Raw genomic sequence first — 16,426 nt, forward strand, 5'->3', positions numbered from 1 at the left:
TATCCAACGGCAACAATACAAACATGAAAAAGGGAATCACACTTCCTAATGATACTTTATCTGAAAAGTCGCTACTTTCTTGTCTAATTTTAGACAGTCAGTCTTTTGATGAAATCTCAGACTTAAAACTTGAAGGAAAAGATTTCTACGATCCAAAGTATGGAATTGTATTTGATGCTATTAAAGATATGGTCTATTCAAATAGTCCAGTTGATTACGTAACAATTTGTTCACATCTTTCAGGGCATAATCGTCTTGAGGAGATTGGGGGACAAGGATTTATCCTCGATATTACAGAAGATCAGGTTTCAAGTGTAAACCTGCGTCACTATGCAAAGACGGTTCGCGATAAGGCATCTCTAAGAGAGCTTGTTCGTCAGGCCCGTAAAGTTGCAGATAAGGGTGCAACCTTTTCTGGAAATGCGCAGGATTTCATTCAAGAAGTTGAAGCAACTTTCTTTGGTCTTACAAATGAGGCCAAGCAAGGAAGTATGGTTAAGCTTAATGAATGTCTAAAAGAGAATATTAAAGAGATTGAGGATACTTCACGTAAAGCGGGTGAGATTCAAGGTGTACCTACTGGTTATCCTGCACTTGATAAGCTTTTACTTGGTATGCAAGCTGGTCAGCTAATTATCCTTGCTGCCCGTCCTGCCATGGGGAAGACGGCCCTCGCTCTTAACGTTGCTCAAAATACATGTGAAATCTCAAAGCTTCCTGTTGCTCTATTCTCACTGGAGATGATGGCAAAAGAACTTTCAATGAGACTTCTAACTCAAAGAGCTAAAGTTGATTCTAAGAGAATTCGTACAAAAGATTTCTTAGAAACAGATCTAAGAAGAATTGGGCAAGGGATTAAGCAACTTGCTGAACTTCCAATTTATATCAACGATAATGCTGGTACAAACCTACTTGATATTCAGTCTGCCTGTCGTAAGATTAAGGCATCTGAAGGTCTAGGTCTGGTTGTTATCGACTACCTTCAGCTAATGAGTTCACATAATAAGGCCCTGCCTCGTGAGCAGCAGATTTCAGAAATCTCAAGGGGCCTAAAGAATATGGCCAAAGAACTTGAGTGTCCTGTAATCGCATTATCACAGCTTAACCGTGGTGTTGAGGCAAGACCAAATAAGCGTCCTATGACATCCGATCTTCGTGAATCTGGTTCAATTGAGCAGGATGCCGATATCGTTATGTTCGTTTACCGTGATGAGTACTACAATCCTGATACTAAAGATCAAGGGATTGCAGAAGTAATTGTTGGTAAAAACCGTGGTGGTGAAGTCGGAACAGCGAAGCTAACTTTCGTTGGTGCTCATACTAGTTTTGAGAACATTGCATATGGTGCTGAAGACCAACCAGGTGGATAAGAGCTACGCTCTCTTTAAAACAGAATCAGGCTTCTTAAAACTTGAGAAGCCTGTCCAATATTTTCAAGTTACAAATAAATCCATTACGAATGTATTAACAAATGAAGTTCAAAAGTTTGATACCCAAGCATTTGATGAATTGTTTAATAAAAAGTGGCAAGTTCAAATCCTAGAATATGAATTAGGACATCTCTTTCAGTGGGATGATTTATTAACACAAGAAGAGGTTAATCTTGCTACATTCATAAACTTTGAATCAACTAGTGAGCTCACCACGATTGAAGATGATGCTCTCAGTGGTGCAAGGATTACTTGTGAAAGCTTTCGTGATGAATATCGTAATAAGTTCAAGGCAACTTATGAAAACCTCTTAGATGGCAATTGCTATCAGTTAAACCTTACTCACATAATTCCATTAGAAGTTAATGATATTTCTTTATTAGAAAAGTCATTTCGATATGAATCAATCTTTTCAAGTCTGGGAGAGTTTGCACATTTAATAAACCTGCCGCTACAAGATCGACTTATTCTAAGTAATTCACCAGAGTGCCTTTTTGAGTATGATTTTATTGAAAAGAAAATCGTAACAAGGCCTATTAAGGGAACAATTAAAAAAGAGTTGGGACGTGATTCTTTAATTGGTGATGTAAAGAATGAAAGTGAGCTCAATATTATTACGGATCTTTTACGCCACGACCTTTCTGGCATTGGTGAGAATTTCTCAGTTGTCGAATCATTGCGTGAATTCTTTGAAGTACCGGGCTTAATTCATCAATACTCAAGAATAAGCGTGAAAGAAGATCATTTAAATATTCCAAAAGTACTCAAGGCCATCTTTCCTGGTGGTAGCATCACCGGTGCTCCAAAGAAGAGAGTCTTAAAGTTAATTAAAGAAATCGAAGCGCAAAAGCGTGGGCTATATACGGGTTCTACCGTTTTGGCCGTTGATAAGATAGCTAAGGCATCGATTAATATACGCTCTTTAGATGTAATTAAGTCCACTGGTGCGGCCCGTTACGGAAGTGGGGGTGGTATTACACTACTTAGTGAAGAAGTCAGTGAATTCGATGAGTTACTGGCAAAATCTAATAGTTTTCTTAAGGTTTTCTTTAAAGATGTAAATTTCTAATAAAATCTTACAATCAATTTGATAGTTTTGACATTCATCTTTGACGCTAGATATGATTTTTTTGTGACAAAGTGAAGCAAAGGATTGCTTTGCCAAGGAATAGGTTAAAAAACTTGTCACTGGAGAGGGAGTCAATGGAAATGGCAAACAAAGACAACACAACAAATATCGATAATACTCACAACAAGGAAGTTATGGTGCAATTAAAAGATTTAGTTGAAGCATCAGGCGTACCAACAGATTTCATTAAGAAAGAGTTGATGGTTGATGACACCGTTTCAATGGATGAATTGAGAGCAAAGATGCTAAAGTTTTTAGACGCGACTTTTGAAGAAAATGGCGTCGATACTACTCGATTAAACTAGTCAGTTAAAATTTTGGAAACATAGGACTTGTTTCTCAATAATCTCCTTTTGCCCTTTAAGTATTGCTTAAAGGGCATTTTGTTTATTTAACCCCCAAAATTCAATAAAGCGTTCAGCGGTATTTTTTTCCAAACATAGCAATTTAAAGAACTTACTAATTTTTTGTTAAGGTCAGCGTTCTTATTTCCGATACTTAGATTGATAAAGGAATATTTTCACAGGAATGTTGTATGGATATAGCATCAGTTATTGGTTTAGTTTTAGCGGTTGGTGGGATCATGGGATCCATCATGTCGGGGGGAGCGATTTCGATCTTCATTGACGTGCCATCGATCTTAGTTGTTTTCCTCGGACTTGTTGGGGTTACACTCTATCGCTGGCCAATGGAAGTTATTAAAGGCCTTGTCTCAATTGCCATGAAGTCTTTCTTCTTTACTGCAGTTGATCCTAAAGAAAAGATTAATAAGATTAAAGAACTAGCAGAACTAGCTCGTCGTGAGTCGGTTTTCGCTCTTGAGAAAGCGGAAATTGATGATCCTTTTATGAAGAAGGCCATGACACTAGCAGCAGATAATAGACCACCTGAGGTTATTGCATCAATTCTACAAATGGATATCGACTCAATGGAGTCTCGTCACAAAACAGGTTCAGATGTTTTTGGTGGTGTTGCTGCTGACGGTCCGGCCATGGGAATGATCGGGACCCTAATCGGTCTGGTACAAATGCTTCAGAACCTTTCAGATCCGTCGGCCATTGGTCCGGCCATGGCCGTTGCTCTTTTGACAACGTTCTATGGTGCCATCATTGCCAACGTTTTTGCTAACCCGGTTAAGAATAAGATTGAATATCGTTCTCAGATGGAGCTTATGTCCATGAGTATTGTTATTGCGGGAACGCTAGGGATTGTAGCGGGTGAGAACCCACGTATGATTATTGAAAAATTAAATTCATTCCTACCTCCAAGTGAGAGATCATCTGACGATGACGGCGGTGGTGAAGAATAAAATAGGTATTTGAGGATTAAATACGAATTTGGTGATCAAGGAGTAAGACCATGGCAGATGAAAGTGCTGCAGCAGTAGATGAAGGAAATGTAAAATGTCCACCGTGTGAAGAGGGTTTACCGGGGTGGATGGCCACGTTCTCCGATCTGGTTACGCTTCTACTGACATTCTTCGTACTTCTACTATCGTTTGCAAAGACAGAAACAGCAAAGTATGAAGCCGCTCTAGGTTCGATTCGTAATGCCTTTGGAGGTAACGTTCTTCAACAAGGTGAAGTTATCCAAAAAGGTAAGTCTCCAGATAATTTTCCAACAATGATGGAATCTCAAACTCCTATTCGTCCTTTTCCAATTGAGTTTCTAACGATGGAAGGGATCCTTGATAAGCATGAAATTAATCGTGGCTCAGATGAGAGCCTAAAAAATATGCGCTATGACCTTAAAGAGTTTAACCTCAATGAAAACGTCACTGTGTATGAGCAAGCTGAGGGCATTGCCGTTCGACTTAAAGATAAGATTTATTTTAAGCGAGGCTCAGTTGAAATTGATTCAAATAAAATAGCGGTTTCAAGTTATCAGAGAATGATAAATCTTCTTAAAAAGAGGAATTGGAAGGTCTTTGTTATTGGGCATGCCGCTCGCGGTGAAGTCTCACGAGATGGAAAAAGTGATGCTTTAGAGCTGTCTTCAGCAAGAGCAACGGCCGTAACAAAATCACTCATTAGGCGTGGTGTCGCACCAGAGAGAATCTCAACAGTATTCTATGGTGATACACGTTTAACTGATCTTCCAGGTAGTTCACAAATGGAAGTTGATCGTGAAAATCGCAAGGTTGTCTTCTTAATTAGAAAACGTGACCTTGAAGACAATGGCCATAAAGTCGATGCACAATAAGAATTTCTGTAATCTAAATGCAAAAAATACTTTAAAGGAGTTTCTCAAAGAGGAGCTCCTTTTATCTAATAAGGCCATTAAGACCTCATATATTTCTAAGAATGCTCTTCAATCCTCACTAAAGGAAAAAGGTGAGCTCTACCTTCCACATGATCTTCTAAATCGCTCTCTTGTAAACCCAATTTATCATGGGCCAGAAATTGAAGTGATTGAAGAAAATGATATTTTCATTGTTGTTAATAAGCCTCATGGAATCCATGGGCATCCAATGGATTATAGCGAAACCAATACAGTTTTAAACTTTATGAGAAAGAGATTCAATCTTTCAAGCCTTGGTAAGAAGGGGGGAGATTATGAAAAGGGCCTACTTTATCGCTTAGATCAATTAACAAGTGGTGTGCTAATTTACATAAAAGATGAGCTTATTCACCAAAACCTTAGGGACTCTTTTGGACAGATTGCAAAGGAGAAGACCTACCTTGCAATTGTTAATGGTAAAGTTGAAGAAGAATTAAAATTAGAAGATCGACTCATCTCCTCAGGAGTAAAAGGTGAGAAGATGATTATAAGTGAAGCTGGTAGTGAAGCAAGTCTAAAGCTTCGTCCTCTTTATTATCATGAAAGCAAGGATCTTAGTCTTGTGGAAGTCAGTTTATATGAAGGTCATCGTCATCAAATACGTGTTCAACTTTCAAATGCAGGCTTTCCAATTGTAGGGGACCCTATTTATAACGATAATTATCAAAGTGGAGATAAGCGTCTTTATCTTCATGCCTATCAATATTGCTTAGAGGTAAATGGCCACTTGTCTTGTTTTAAAGCAAAAACAGCTGATTTATTCTGTGATCTCTTGGACTTGAATAGTCTGGTGGATGTGGCGAGCTAAGTTATTCTTATTCTTAAGTGTAGCAAGTTTTACAACATATTTTCCTTCAGAAATCGAAGAGAGGACCATCTTTGGGTGAACTAATTTGACGACAACCATCATTGTTCTCTCAAGGCTTTCTGGTAGAGCGTACTTTGCAATAGAGATATAAGAATTTGCCAACGCCTTGTACATTTCCTTACGTAGAATCTCTTTATCTTCGATATTTTCTGGAATAACTTTTACGTCTGCTGGAATCGTTACTTCTAAATTATTATCATTACATCTTAGAGTCCAAGAAGGGTGAAGGTACTTGTCTAGGCGCACCTTTACTGAGCGACAAGACGTCGCCTTCATGCTTTGGGCCCTTTGCTCAAACATGTTGTTGTCTCTAAGCTGAAATAAAAATAAAATAAAAATTAAGATTCCAAAGCCTAGCACTGGATTTTTTAGTAATGATTTCAGTACCATGGCCTTATTATCTCATTAATTTCTATAAAAATCACTAAAGGAAATCATGGCCATATCCGATAAATATAGTAGGTTATTTAAGGAGCTGTAATGACGTCATTTTCGTCTATTGAAGATCAAAATTTTTGGAATATCCTATTCCATTTAGAAGAAATCAGAAAGCCAGTGGACCTTGTGTCTTTCTTGAGAAAAAACGAAATAAATCGTGATGAGTTTTATCTCTTCTATGAGAAATCTCACTTCTACGGACTGGCAATTGACCTTCGTCCAAAGAATGAAGAATTTCTTCTTATGCCACTTTCTTGGCGTCGTGATTATGGAGATATTCTTCTACAAAATAATGGTCACCGTGAATTGATTAAAGATATTCAAGCTGCATCAAAAGATGGGAGGGTTTGTGAATTCAAATTCCTGGATCAGTCGAAGAAGAAAGTTCGTCCATGGCGAGTTGTTCTTTCCCAAAATCTTTATAAGGTAATTAGTGAGGATGTTCAGACTAAGCAATTGATCACAATTGATATGAATGAGGTGGAGGATATTGAATTCCAGGAATTCGATTATCGATCTCTCTATTCTCGCTTTGAGATAGAGGAGTATATTAATGCCTTAAGGCATATTGATGGTAGTGACCAACGTCTCGTTCTTAAGGTTGAATATGGATTTGAAATTCCACCGATAAGTAATTTGATTTTTCTTGGTCATCCTTATTCCACGACCAATCAATATGGAGAGTTAATTTGGGCAGCGTCAGTTGAGAAGTCTCTCTACCTTTTTGATTGGCTTTATTCTATGCGTGATAATATTGAGATCCTTGAACCAAGTGATCTTCGCGATGAATTTGAGGAGTTTTGCCAGAAAAGAAAAAACGTCGCATAATTCAAATTAATTATGAAAAAGAATAACTTATTTCTAATCTCGTTTTTGCCTGCACTGCTTTATTGGTATCTGGAGGAGACGCAAACAGTAGAGATCGCCATTATTGGTGGGCTATCCCTTGCTATTTTAGAAATCGCTTTTGAAAAGATATTCTTTAAACATATCCACTCAATTTCAAAACTAAACTTTGTGATTATCTTGATTTTGGGGCCAATTTCTTTAATTGGAAAAGATGGAGTGTGGTTTAAACTTCAACCATTCTTTACTGGAATATTTCTTTCTTCATTCTTGATATTTAATTTAAAAAGAGGAAAGAGTTTGATGCTTACGATGATGAAGGACATGGAGAAAAAAGTCCCCATGCCTGAATTTATTATGGAAAAAATAGAATATCATCTAGCATTCTTTTTGCTAATTAATGGTATTTTTATGGGATACTTAGCAATCTATGAAACAACTTCGACTTGGGCATTCTTCAAGTCTATCGGCTTCTATTTGGTGTTTCTTGTTTTCTTAGTTGCCGAGATCTTTGTTATTAGAAAATTATTTAAGAAATATATGTTAGAGAAAATGAATTTTGGAGAGCAGTATGGCGAGCATTAAGAAAAAAGATATGATCGAGTCATTTGATCTTGCTCCTGGGCGAAGAATCGCTAGCCGCTATATTGTTGTTGAAAGACTTGGTGCTGGATATGAAGGCGAAGTCTATAAAGTTAGAGAAAAGCACACCAATATCATCCGAGCTGTTAAAATATATTTTCCACAAAGAAATGAAAAATTTAAAGTTAGCACTCGTAGTGCCTTAAAACTTGAAAAACTTATGTATAGTCCAATTGTTATGGACTGCTTATCTCACGAAATCATTACACTTAAGAGTCAGAAGGTCGCTTGTCTTGTTTCAGAATTTATTGAAGGGGAGATGCTAGATGACTTTATTAAGAAACAAAGAGGAAAGCGCTTAGACGTTTTCTCTGCAATCCACTTACTTTATTCCATTGTTTGTGGTGTCGAGTCCATTCACCTTGAAGGTGAGTATCACGGAGACCTCCACACTGAAAATATCATCATTCGCCGCTTCGGTTTAGAGTTTGATCTTAAGATCATTGACCTTCACCATTGGGGTGATTCAAAAAAAGAGAATCGCGATGAAGATATTATTAAAATCATTCGCATCTTCTATGATATTCTAGGAGGACAAAAGCATTACAAAAAGCTATCACCTTCCATCAAGTACATTATTTGTGGACTTAAAAGAGGGATGATCTTAAAACGATTTAAAAATATTCGAATGCTTCGTTCTCACTTAGAAACAATGGATTGGTCGGATGCCATTTAAGAAGATTATCTGTGATATTAACGAATTTGAAAGTGATCTCTTTGATTTTGGAGATTATCGAATTGGTTATTTTATTTCTCGTCATAAATACAAAGAGGGAACAGAGCAAAATGAAGACTCTCTTTTTATAAGTGGGGATGAGAAGTCTTTCGTATTTGGTGTTGCTGACGGTGCTGGTGGCCATCCTCGAGGACGAGATGCTTCCGTCGCTATCAGTGAAGAGATATCAAAGTATAGCGCAAACACTAATAGCCTTGATTTAATAGAGGCCGCTAATCAAAAAGTTAATGATCTAAAGGCCGGTGCACGAGCTACATTGGCATTTGCTGAAATCAAAGATGATAATATCAGATTCTATCACGTGGGCGATTCTGAGATTCTTTATTGGAATGCTCATGGAAATGAACTCTATACTTCGACTCCACATTCTGGAGTAGGGCATATGGTTAAGGCCGGAGTCCTTGGGCAAGAGGAGTCCTTAAGCCATCCTGAAAGAAATTACGTTAATAATCTTATGGGTGATGATCTTATTAAAATTGAGTCAACTTCATCGTCTATTATGAAAAAAGGGCACACTGTACTTATCGGTAGTGATGGACTCTTTGATAATATTCCCCACGACACACTCACTGAGCTTATTGGTCAAGGTGGCTTTGACAAATCTTTTGAGGATCTCGTTAACTTCTGTAAAACTCAAACTGAAGATAAGTGGCTTAAGTTTGATGACACATCATTTGTCGTTATAAGAAAAGTTAAGGCCTAAAAAGAACCAGCAGGGTAGCTTCCAAGAATCTTAATGTCATTTGCATCACGCTTTAATTCCTTAAGGCATTCCTGCACCTTCTTATCATGAAGGGCACCCATGAAATCAACATAGAAGATATACTTAAATGGTTGATGGGGAATTGGGCGAGACTCAAGTTTTGTCAGGTTGATATTGTAACTTGCAAAGACTTGAAGGCATCCAAGAAGTGCTCCAGGATGGTGCTTTGTTGTAAAAGCGATCGATGTCTTTTCTTTTCCAATTCCTGTTGGAATATTCTTCTCTTTTACAAAAATTAGAAAACGAGTGTAATTATCCGCTTCATCTTGAATCTTTTCTTGAATGATATTTAGACCGTAATAGTCTGCGCAAAGACGAGAGCCAACACAGGCTTCTGTTTCTGATTTTGAATCAGAGATAATTTTTGCAGAACCAGCTGTATCAAATTCGGCAACAGGCTTTAGCTTCTTTTCTTTAAAGAAGCCGTGGCATTGTGCCAAGGCAATCGGGTGAGAATAGACAGCTTTGATTTTATCTGTCTCCACACCCGGATTTGCCATGAGGCAATGATTAATTTCTAGATAGAGTTCGCCAATGGCAAAGAAGTCATGTTTAAAAATTAAATCCATATTGATATCGACATTACCGACAATACTATTTTCTATAGGTAAGATGGCACAGGCGACGTCTTCGTCTTCTAGTGCTTGGCAGACATCTTCACTTAGGGCAATACCGATAGCTTCAACATCTTTTCCAAAATATTTATAAAGGGCCTCTTCTGAATAAGATCCTTTCGTTCCTTGAAAAGCTACTTTCAATCTTCTAACCTTTTAATCACTTTATTAAAAGAAGCGAGGAATTCTTCTCTCGTTTCCTTGGCGTATTTATTATGTTCATTCATATCTGCAAATAACTCCCAAGAGTCATTTTCAACGGTTTTTAGAATTTTAAGAAGTCTACGATATCCCTTTGTATCGATGGCAAGCTTCTTAGCATCCATATCCATCAATGTTCTTCCTATCATGTGAGTGAGTAGAAGAGAGTGGGAGATTTGTTTATCGTGCTCACTTGCTGTTGTTTCTATAACTTTAATTCCATGAAAGCGCATGAACGCACAAATCTTTTGATAGAGTTTGTCCTCAATTCGTACCGGACAAACAGCAATCTTTGTTCCAAATAGGGTTTCTCCTGCTGAGTCTGGCCCAAACATTGGGTGAGTTGCAAGGATACTCACTGATTCAGGAAGATGCTTTTTCATAACTTCAACGGGCATCTCCTTAACAGAACATACGTCCACAAGGAGAGCATCTTTTGAAAGTTTTGGAGCTATTTCTTTTATTACTGATTCAAATTTATTCATTGGAACAAATGGTATAACGATTGGATTCTTACAGACTTCATCTAGAGACTTGAAGCGGCATCCTAGTGCTTCAACATCCTCTTTTACGTCTTGGTTAATATCGTAAACCTCAACTGTAAAATCTTCTTCGAGGTATTTTGATATTAATTTACCTAGTCGTCCAAAACCAATTATACCAACTTTCATTATGCTAAAACCTTTTGAATTTTTTCATAAGCTAATTCGATTCGCTCTACTGTATCAGTAAAGGCAAGACGAATATAATTATCCATACCAAAGAATTTTCCTGGAACAAGAGCAACACCTGCTTCTTCAATGAGCTTTTGCACCATCTCCATCGAGTCCTTAACAAGGCCTTTTTCAATATAAGGAGTTATGTCTAGAAATAGATAAAACGCCCCTTGAGGCTCATTTGTTTTAAATAATTGTGAAAAGAGCTTAAAGGCTACATCTCTTCTTTCTTTCATCGTTGATAACATCTCTCCAATGATTTCCTCTTGGTGCTTAATTGCATTAACCGCTCCAAGTTGAGTGAAGGAAGGGATATTTCCACAAAGATGGCCCTGGAAACTATCAACTTTCTTTATGAAGTCTTCATGAGCAACCATATAGCCTACGCGAAATCCAGTCATACAAAATGTCTTTGAAAAGCTTTGGATTGATACGGATCTCTTGGCGATTTCTTCACCAAGCATAAGAGGTGAGATGAATTCTGTGTCGTAAGTAAGACTTTCATAGGCCTCATCACTTACTAACATAAGATCGTGCTCGATACATAGTTTACCTAATTCAGTGAGCTCTTCTCTGGTATAAACAACCCCAGAAGGATTATTAGGTGTGTTGATATAGATTGCTTTTGTCTTTTTAGAAATTGCTTTTTTAATAGCGTTAATATCTAAGTGAAAATTCTCTTTTGAATTAACAAAGATAGATTCTCCTCCTGCAAGTTTAATACTTTCAGGAATTGTTACCCAATATGGAATAGGAACAATGACTTCATCTCCGTCATTAAGAATTGATTGAAAGGTGTTAAAAATAATCTGCTTTGATCCGTTACCCACGAGAATATTTTCTTGATGAATATCAGTTTTACAACGCATGTTGAAGTAGCCAGCAATGGCCGATCGAAGTTCTGGTTCACCTCGAACGTACGAGTATCTTGTTTTTCCAGCTTTTAAAGCTTCATAGATTGCTTCAAGAATACTCTCGCGAGGAGAGAAGTCGGGCTCGCCAACATTGAGGCCAATAATATCTCTACCTTGATTTCTAAGGTTTGTTATTTGTGCTGCAACCTGGATACTTCCAGACGGAGCAATTCCGTTTACTCGATCAGATACTTTCATAATTTGATTATAACACCTATCTATATGAACTAAGATTCTTTTTTAAAATCATTCATCATGCGTGTTTGTTCTCTAACTGATTCAGTGTGAATTGCATGGTAGAGTTCTTCAACAAATCTTGGGTCGAGAGAAAATTTCTTACCCTTCTCAAGGCGGTCTTTCATAAGAGCATCCATTCTTCCTACTTGAAGTGGAGTTACATTATTTTCACTCTTAAGCTTTCCAATTTGCTTAACAATATTCATACGCATATGCATCATCTCTAGAATATCATTATCAACTTGATCGATCTTATTTCTAAGTTTATTTAGCTCATCTTCAAAACCATCATTCAGGCCAATAGCATCTCTTACTTGTAGGTGAGTGATAATATCGTGAAGCATTTTTGGAGTTACCTGTTGAGCGGCATCACTTAGTGCTTTTTCCGGTGTAATATGTGTTTCAACCATCACACCATCCATGTTCATATCCATGGCCTTCTGACAAACTTCTCCAATCAGATTGCGATTTCCAGCAATGTGAGAAGGGTCACAAATAATTGGAAGCTCTGGCATTAGTCTTTTAAGTTCAATAGGAATTGCCCAGTAAGGCTTATTTCTATACTTCGTTTTTTCAGCACTTGAAAAACCTCTGTGAATGGCAGCTAGTTTATCAAGTCCTACTGCTGAAAATCTTTCAATAGCACCCATCCAAAGTGCAAGGTCTAAGTTGATTGGATTCTTTACCATTACAGGAATGTCGACGCCTCTTAAGGCATCAGCAATTTCTTGAACGGCAAATGGTGAAACTGTTGTACGAGCACCAATCCAAAGAATATCAACGTTATGTTTTAAGGCAAGTTCAACGTGAGAAGCGTTGGCCACTTCAGTTGTAATAGGAATACCAAAGTCTTTTTTTACTCGCTCCATCCAAGGAAGGCCCACAAGTCCTACTCCTTCAAATGTATTTGGGCGAGTTCTTGGTTTCCAAATTCCTGCACGAAAGGCATCAACTTTTCCGTTGGCAACTAGCTCTTTGGCGATCTGATAAACCTGCTCCTCACTTTCTGCTGAACAAGGTCCTGCAATAACGAGTGGTCTTTCTTTAATATCCATCCAAGAGTTTAGTGGCGCAATTTTCATAACTTTGATCCTTTCTTTTTTAGTCAACTATATATTACTCGTAGCAATATAATTCAAGTGTCTTCGATACTTTATCTCATCGAAAACACCTTAATATTTCTTAATTTTTCATTTTTTAAAGAAAATCAATGGAATTATTTGCTGATCGTGCTCATCTTTGTCACTTTTGGAATTTTTGGCACTTCTCAATGGAGCAATATTAAATATTTGTATGAGTAAACTCTTTCTTTTCTCAAGTTGACGAGTTTGTTCAACTTTTAACTTTTCAATGTCGATTAGCCTTTATGACTTTTATGAAAAGTATCCAGGGATTTGAGTGTAATTTATCAAAGGAGGAAGGGTGCTAATGCTACTACCCTTAGATTTATTTGTAATTATAATTGTTGTCTATTTTTTACTTAAAAAGACTTCTTTTAAATATGTAAAATCGGTTTGTTTTTTAATTCTTATACCTCTTTTGACTTTAAAGATTGTTTTAATTAAGGAACTTGATAACTTCGTAGATAAAGGTTTTTACCCTGAAGGTAAGTACTATGATTACTTGTCTGATCGTGAGAGCATCGCGCGTTTAGCACTTTCTCAAAGTGCTACCTTGCTCTATCCTTTATGGGCACCTTATTTTATCGGTGTCAGTCAATGGAGACATGGCCCAGGAAATAAAATCTACAAAGATAAAAGAGAGGCTGAAAAGTTTGAAGTACTTTCATACGATTGTTTTAATAATAAAATAGGTTCATGTGAATATTATTTAAAGGAGTTCTTTTCACTAAAAAATGATAGTAAAAGTGTATATAAGAAAAATGTTAATGAAGTTATTGATCAATATCTTAATTTACGACAGACAACTGACAAGAAATTGAGTTTTATCTTAAATAATTCTCTTTCTGAAAAGAGAGAGAGGGTAGAGCAGCCGTACCATTGTTTTGATATGTATATCTTAAAGGATATTCGCAAATACCAAAAGGCCAACAATAACTTTGAAGAATACGATTTTTACATAAATTTTCTTCATGATGCATATAAGTCTAAAGAATGCTTCTTAGGTAGGTTTTTATTTGTTAATTATGTTCGTAAGTTTTTAACTCGGAATAAGGTTTTGCCTAATGAGATAAAAAGATTTTCAAATGATTTTAAGTATATCTTTAATAATTTAAGTAATAATGAATTAAATGCAGTAGTAGATCAAACAGTATTAAAATTAAAACGAAACACTAAGCAGTTAAAATTAACAGCAGGAGAAGTTTTTCTAAAAGAAAATCTTTGTGTACATAAAGAGCTAGAGGGGCGATCGATTAATGTGAAAAAAGCATGTGATTATTATCGAAAATTTTAAGTAGCTTTTCATTTTAAGTACACGGTCCCTGAAATATGTGGAAAGTATCCAGGGATTTGAGTGTAATTTATCGAAGGAGGAAGGGTGTTAATACTACTACCCTTAGATTTATTTATAATTATATTTGTTGTCTATATTTTACTTAAAAAGACTTCTTTCAAATATATTAAATTGGTTTGTTTTTTAATTCTTATACCTCTTTTAACTTTAAAAATTGTTTTAATTAAGGAACTTGATAACTTCGTAGATAAAAGTTTTTACCCTGAGGGTAAGTATTATGATTACTTCTCTGATCGTGAGAACGTCGCGCGTTTAGCACTTTCTCAAAGTGCTACCTTGCTCTATCCTTTATGGGCACCTTATTTTATCGGTGTAAGTCAATGGAGACATGGCCCAGGAAATAAAATCTACAAAGATAAAAGAGAGTCTGAAAAGTTTGAAGTACTTTCATACGATTGTTTTAATAATAAAATAGGTTCATGTGAATATTATTTAAAGGAGTTCTTTTCACTAAAAAATGATGGCCCAGGTGTAGATAAGGAAAATGTTAATAAAGTTATTAATCAATATCTTAATTTACGACAGACAACAGAAAAGAAAGAAGAATTTTTTGTATATAATTCACTCACGCAAAAAAGAAAGACAGTAGAGCAGCCGTACCATTGTTCTGACATGTATATCTTAAAGGATATTAGACAATATCAAAAACCCATTAGCAACTTTAGAGAATATGAGTTTTTCATGAAATTCCTTCATGAAGCATATAAGTCTAAAGATTGCTCCTTAGGAGGTTTTTTGTTTATTACTTACATAAGAGAGTTTTTAAATAGTTCTAAAGTTCTACTGAGTGATATAGAGAGATATACAAATGAATGTAAACTTATCTTTAAAAGTTTAAGCATTGATGAGTTAAATGACATTGTAGATCCAACAATTATAAAGATTGAAAGAAATGTCAAAAGTTTAGAATTGACGACTGGAGAAGTATTTCTAAAAGAAAATCTTTGTGTACATAAAGAGCTAGAGGGGCGATCGATTAATGTGAAAAAGGCATGTGATTATTATCGAAAATTTTAAGCAGCTTTTCATTTTAAGTACACGGTCCCTGAAATATGTGGAAAGTACCCAGGGATTTGAGTGTAATCTATCGAAGGAGGAAGGGTGTTAATACTACTACCCTTAGATTTATTTATAATTATATTTGTTGTCTATATTTTACTTAAAAAGACTTCTTTCAAATATATTAAATTGGTTTGTTTTTTAATTCTTATACCTCTTTTAACTTTAAAAATTGTTTTAATTAAGGAACTTGATAACTTCGTAGATAAAAGTTTTTACCCTGAAGGGAAGTACTATGATTACTTGTCTGATCGTGAGAGCATCGCTCGTTTAGCACTTTCTCAAAGTTCTACCTTGCTCTATCCTTTATGGGCACCTTATTTTATCGGTGTAAGTCAATGGAGACATGGCCCAGGAAATAAAATCTACAAAGATAAAAGAGAGGCTGAAAAATTTGAAGTACTTTCTTACGATTGTTTTAATAATAAAATAGGTTCATGTGAATATTATTTGAGGGAATTCTTCTCACTAAAGAATGATAGTCGAAGTGTATATAAGAAAAATGTTAATAAAGTTATTGATCAATATCTTAATTTACGACAGACAACTGATAAGATAAAGCATTTTGCCTTAAAGAATACATTAACAGGAAAAAGGGAGATTGTAGAGCAACCATATCATTGTTTTGATATGTATATCTTAAAAGATATCCGAAAGTTTCAATCAGACATAAAAAAATTTAATCAATATGAATTTTATGTAAAATTTCTCTATAATACATTTAGGTCAAAAGAGTGTTCTTTGGGGGGATTTGTGTTTGTTTCCTACATTCGTGATTTGTTGACTGATGACCTAATCTTACCAAGTGATATAAAAAAGTTTTCTGATGATTTCAAATATATTTTTAATAATTTAAGAGATGATGAATTAAATACTCTAGTCGACCATACATTATTAAAATTTAAACGGAATACTAAGCAGTTAAAATTGACGGCCGGAGAAGTGTTTCTAAAAGAAAACCTTTGTGTACATAAAGAGCTGGAGGGACGATCGATTAATGTGAAAAAGGCATGTGATTATTATCGAAAATTTTAAGCATCTTTTCATTTTAAGTACACGGTCCCTGAAATCACACTAG

Annotated in this window: 18 protein-coding genes; 13 read left to right on the plus strand and 5 right to left on the minus strand. The window is 35.9% G+C overall.

The annotated features are described in order from the left end of the window. Window positions 1–23: 23 nt before the first annotated feature. From dnaB to VCM44_RS04090, 6 genes are all read left to right on the plus strand, one after another. Window positions 24–1,370 carry a replicative DNA helicase gene (dnaB, locus tag VCM44_RS04065; RefSeq protein WP_158536738.1) on the plus strand — a complete coding sequence of 449 codons (1,347 nt, stop codon included), beginning with the start codon at window positions 24–26 and terminating at the stop codon, window positions 1,368–1,370. Continuing rightward, window positions 1,363–2,499 (plus strand): chorismate-binding protein, encoded by a 1,137-nt coding sequence (locus tag VCM44_RS04070; protein WP_334678077.1) that lies wholly within the window; start codon window positions 1,363–1,365, stop codon window positions 2,497–2,499. The genes dnaB and VCM44_RS04070 overlap by 8 nt, the downstream gene beginning before the upstream one ends. Before the next feature lie 134 nt (window positions 2,500–2,633). Next, complete coding sequence (locus VCM44_RS04075; protein WP_114705468.1) at window positions 2,634–2,864, plus strand: hypothetical protein; 231 nt, start codon at window positions 2,634–2,636, stop codon at window positions 2,862–2,864. A 230-nt stretch (window positions 2,865–3,094) separates the two neighbouring features. Then, window positions 3,095–3,868 (plus strand): motility protein A, encoded by a 774-nt coding sequence (locus tag VCM44_RS04080; RefSeq protein ID WP_334678078.1) that lies wholly within the window; start codon window positions 3,095–3,097, stop codon window positions 3,866–3,868. Between the two features lie 50 nt (window positions 3,869–3,918). Then, window positions 3,919–4,761 carry a flagellar motor protein MotB gene (locus VCM44_RS04085; RefSeq protein ID WP_114705466.1) on the plus strand — a complete coding sequence of 281 codons (843 nt, stop codon included), beginning with the start codon at window positions 3,919–3,921 and terminating at the stop codon, window positions 4,759–4,761. Then, a complete protein-coding gene (locus VCM44_RS04090; RefSeq protein WP_334678079.1) occupies window positions 4,721–5,647 on the plus strand; it encodes a pseudouridine synthase family protein in 927 nt (308 codons plus the stop codon). Before VCM44_RS04085 ends, VCM44_RS04090 begins: the two co-directional genes overlap by 41 nt. Here the strand turns inward: VCM44_RS04090 and VCM44_RS04095 are convergent. After that, window positions 5,597–6,097, minus strand: a complete 501-nt coding sequence (locus tag VCM44_RS04095) for a hypothetical protein (protein WP_120405299.1) — start codon at window positions 6,095–6,097, stop codon at window positions 5,597–5,599. The two genes, VCM44_RS04090 and VCM44_RS04095, sit on opposite strands and share 51 nt — an antisense overlap. A gap of 90 nt (window positions 6,098–6,187) precedes the next feature. Between VCM44_RS04095 and VCM44_RS04100 the strand changes: the two genes are divergently transcribed. Genes VCM44_RS04100 through VCM44_RS04115 form a run of 4 tightly spaced genes read left to right on the plus strand, consistent with a single transcriptional unit; the run spans window position 6,188 to window position 9,072 of the window. After that, the gene (locus VCM44_RS04100) at window positions 6,188–6,973 is read left to right on the plus strand and encodes a WYL domain-containing protein (RefSeq protein ID WP_114705463.1); all 786 of its coding nucleotides are present in this window, start codon (window positions 6,188–6,190) and stop codon (window positions 6,971–6,973) included. A 12-nt stretch (window positions 6,974–6,985) separates the two neighbouring features. Then, a complete protein-coding gene (locus VCM44_RS04105; protein ID WP_114705462.1) occupies window positions 6,986–7,576 on the plus strand; it encodes a septation protein IspZ in 591 nt (196 codons plus the stop codon). Then, window positions 7,563–8,309 carry a protein kinase domain-containing protein gene (locus VCM44_RS04110; protein WP_114705461.1) on the plus strand — a complete coding sequence of 249 codons (747 nt, stop codon included), beginning with the start codon at window positions 7,563–7,565 and terminating at the stop codon, window positions 8,307–8,309. Before VCM44_RS04105 ends, VCM44_RS04110 begins: the two co-directional genes overlap by 14 nt. Continuing rightward, on the plus strand, window positions 8,299–9,072 hold the full coding sequence (locus tag VCM44_RS04115) for a PP2C family protein-serine/threonine phosphatase (RefSeq protein ID WP_120405298.1): 774 nt from the start codon (window positions 8,299–8,301) through the stop codon (window positions 9,070–9,072). Before VCM44_RS04110 ends, VCM44_RS04115 begins: the two co-directional genes overlap by 11 nt. On the opposite strand, the gene pheA is transcribed toward VCM44_RS04115, so the two are convergent. From pheA to VCM44_RS04135, 4 genes are read right to left on the minus strand one after another with little or no spacing between them, the layout of a single operon-like run. Further along, on the minus strand, window positions 9,069–9,890 hold the full coding sequence (pheA, locus tag VCM44_RS04120) for a prephenate dehydratase (protein ID WP_114705459.1): 822 nt from the start codon (window positions 9,888–9,890) through the stop codon (window positions 9,069–9,071). The genes VCM44_RS04115 and pheA overlap by 4 nt on opposite strands. After that, on the minus strand, window positions 9,887–10,618 hold the full coding sequence (locus VCM44_RS04125) for a prephenate dehydrogenase/arogenate dehydrogenase family protein (RefSeq protein ID WP_334678080.1): 732 nt from the start codon (window positions 10,616–10,618) through the stop codon (window positions 9,887–9,889). Before VCM44_RS04125 ends, pheA begins: the two co-directional genes overlap by 4 nt. Continuing rightward, the gene (locus VCM44_RS04130; protein ID WP_334678081.1) at window positions 10,618–11,775 is read right to left on the minus strand and encodes a pyridoxal phosphate-dependent aminotransferase; all 1,158 of its coding nucleotides are present in this window, start codon (window positions 11,773–11,775) and stop codon (window positions 10,618–10,620) included. The genes VCM44_RS04125 and VCM44_RS04130 overlap by 1 nt, the downstream gene beginning before the upstream one ends. 29 nt (window positions 11,776–11,804) lie before the next feature. Next, window positions 11,805–12,896, minus strand: coding sequence for a chorismate mutase (locus VCM44_RS04135; protein ID WP_199506600.1), 1,092 nt, complete (start codon window positions 12,894–12,896; stop codon window positions 11,805–11,807). A gap of 457 nt (window positions 12,897–13,353) precedes the next feature. Here VCM44_RS04135 and VCM44_RS04140 point away from each other — a divergent pair, with 457 nt between their 5' ends. From VCM44_RS04140 to VCM44_RS04150, 3 genes are all read left to right on the plus strand, one after another. Beyond that, entirely contained in the window at window positions 13,354–14,229 is an 876-nt protein-coding gene (locus VCM44_RS04140; RefSeq protein WP_334678082.1) for a hypothetical protein, read from the plus strand. A gap of 84 nt (window positions 14,230–14,313) precedes the next feature. Next, window positions 14,314–15,306 (plus strand): hypothetical protein, encoded by a 993-nt coding sequence (locus VCM44_RS04145; RefSeq protein WP_334678083.1) that lies wholly within the window; start codon window positions 14,314–14,316, stop codon window positions 15,304–15,306. A gap of 84 nt (window positions 15,307–15,390) precedes the next feature. Then, on the plus strand, window positions 15,391–16,383 hold the full coding sequence (locus VCM44_RS04150) for a hypothetical protein (RefSeq protein WP_334678084.1): 993 nt from the start codon (window positions 15,391–15,393) through the stop codon (window positions 16,381–16,383). Window positions 16,384–16,426 lie beyond the last annotated feature (43 nt).

It is taken from the genome of Halobacteriovorax sp. DPLXC-1, assembly GCF_036903125.1.
Classification (GTDB): domain Bacteria; phylum Bdellovibrionota; class Bacteriovoracia; order Bacteriovoracales; family Bacteriovoracaceae; genus Halobacteriovorax_A; species Halobacteriovorax_A vibrionivorans.

What these genes read in the sequence shown, in the direction of transcription:
- VCM44_RS04100 (WP_114705463.1), top strand. Translation starts at nt 6,188, where the DNA reads ATGACGTCATTTTCGTCTATTGAAGATCAAAATTTTTGGAATATCCTA.
- VCM44_RS04085 (WP_114705466.1), top strand. Translation starts at nt 3,919, where the DNA reads ATGGCAGATGAAAGTGCTGCAGCAGTAGATGAAGGAAATGTAAAATGT.
- VCM44_RS04075 (WP_114705468.1), top strand. Translation starts at nt 2,634, where the DNA reads ATGGAAATGGCAAACAAAGACAACACAACAAATATCGATAATACTCAC.
- VCM44_RS04110 (WP_114705461.1), top strand. Translation starts at nt 7,563, where the DNA reads ATGGCGAGCATTAAGAAAAAAGATATGATCGAGTCATTTGATCTTGCT.
- dnaB (WP_158536738.1), top strand. Translation starts at nt 24, where the DNA reads ATGAAAAAGGGAATCACACTTCCTAATGATACTTTATCTGAAAAGTCG.
- VCM44_RS04105 (WP_114705462.1), top strand. Translation starts at nt 6,986, where the DNA reads ATGAAAAAGAATAACTTATTTCTAATCTCGTTTTTGCCTGCACTGCTT.
- VCM44_RS04135 (WP_199506600.1), bottom strand. Translation starts at nt 12,896, where the DNA reads ATGAAAATTGCGCCACTAAACTCTTGGATGGATATTAAAGAAAGACCA.
- VCM44_RS04080 (WP_334678078.1), top strand. Translation starts at nt 3,095, where the DNA reads ATGGATATAGCATCAGTTATTGGTTTAGTTTTAGCGGTTGGTGGGATC.
- VCM44_RS04115 (WP_120405298.1), top strand. Translation starts at nt 8,299, where the DNA reads ATGCCATTTAAGAAGATTATCTGTGATATTAACGAATTTGAAAGTGAT.
- VCM44_RS04130 (WP_334678081.1), bottom strand. Translation starts at nt 11,775, where the DNA reads ATGAAAGTATCTGATCGAGTAAACGGAATTGCTCCGTCTGGAAGTATC.
- VCM44_RS04095 (WP_120405299.1), bottom strand. Translation starts at nt 6,097, where the DNA reads ATGGTACTGAAATCATTACTAAAAAATCCAGTGCTAGGCTTTGGAATC.
- VCM44_RS04125 (WP_334678080.1), bottom strand. Translation starts at nt 10,618, where the DNA reads ATGAAAGTTGGTATAATTGGTTTTGGACGACTAGGTAAATTAATATCA.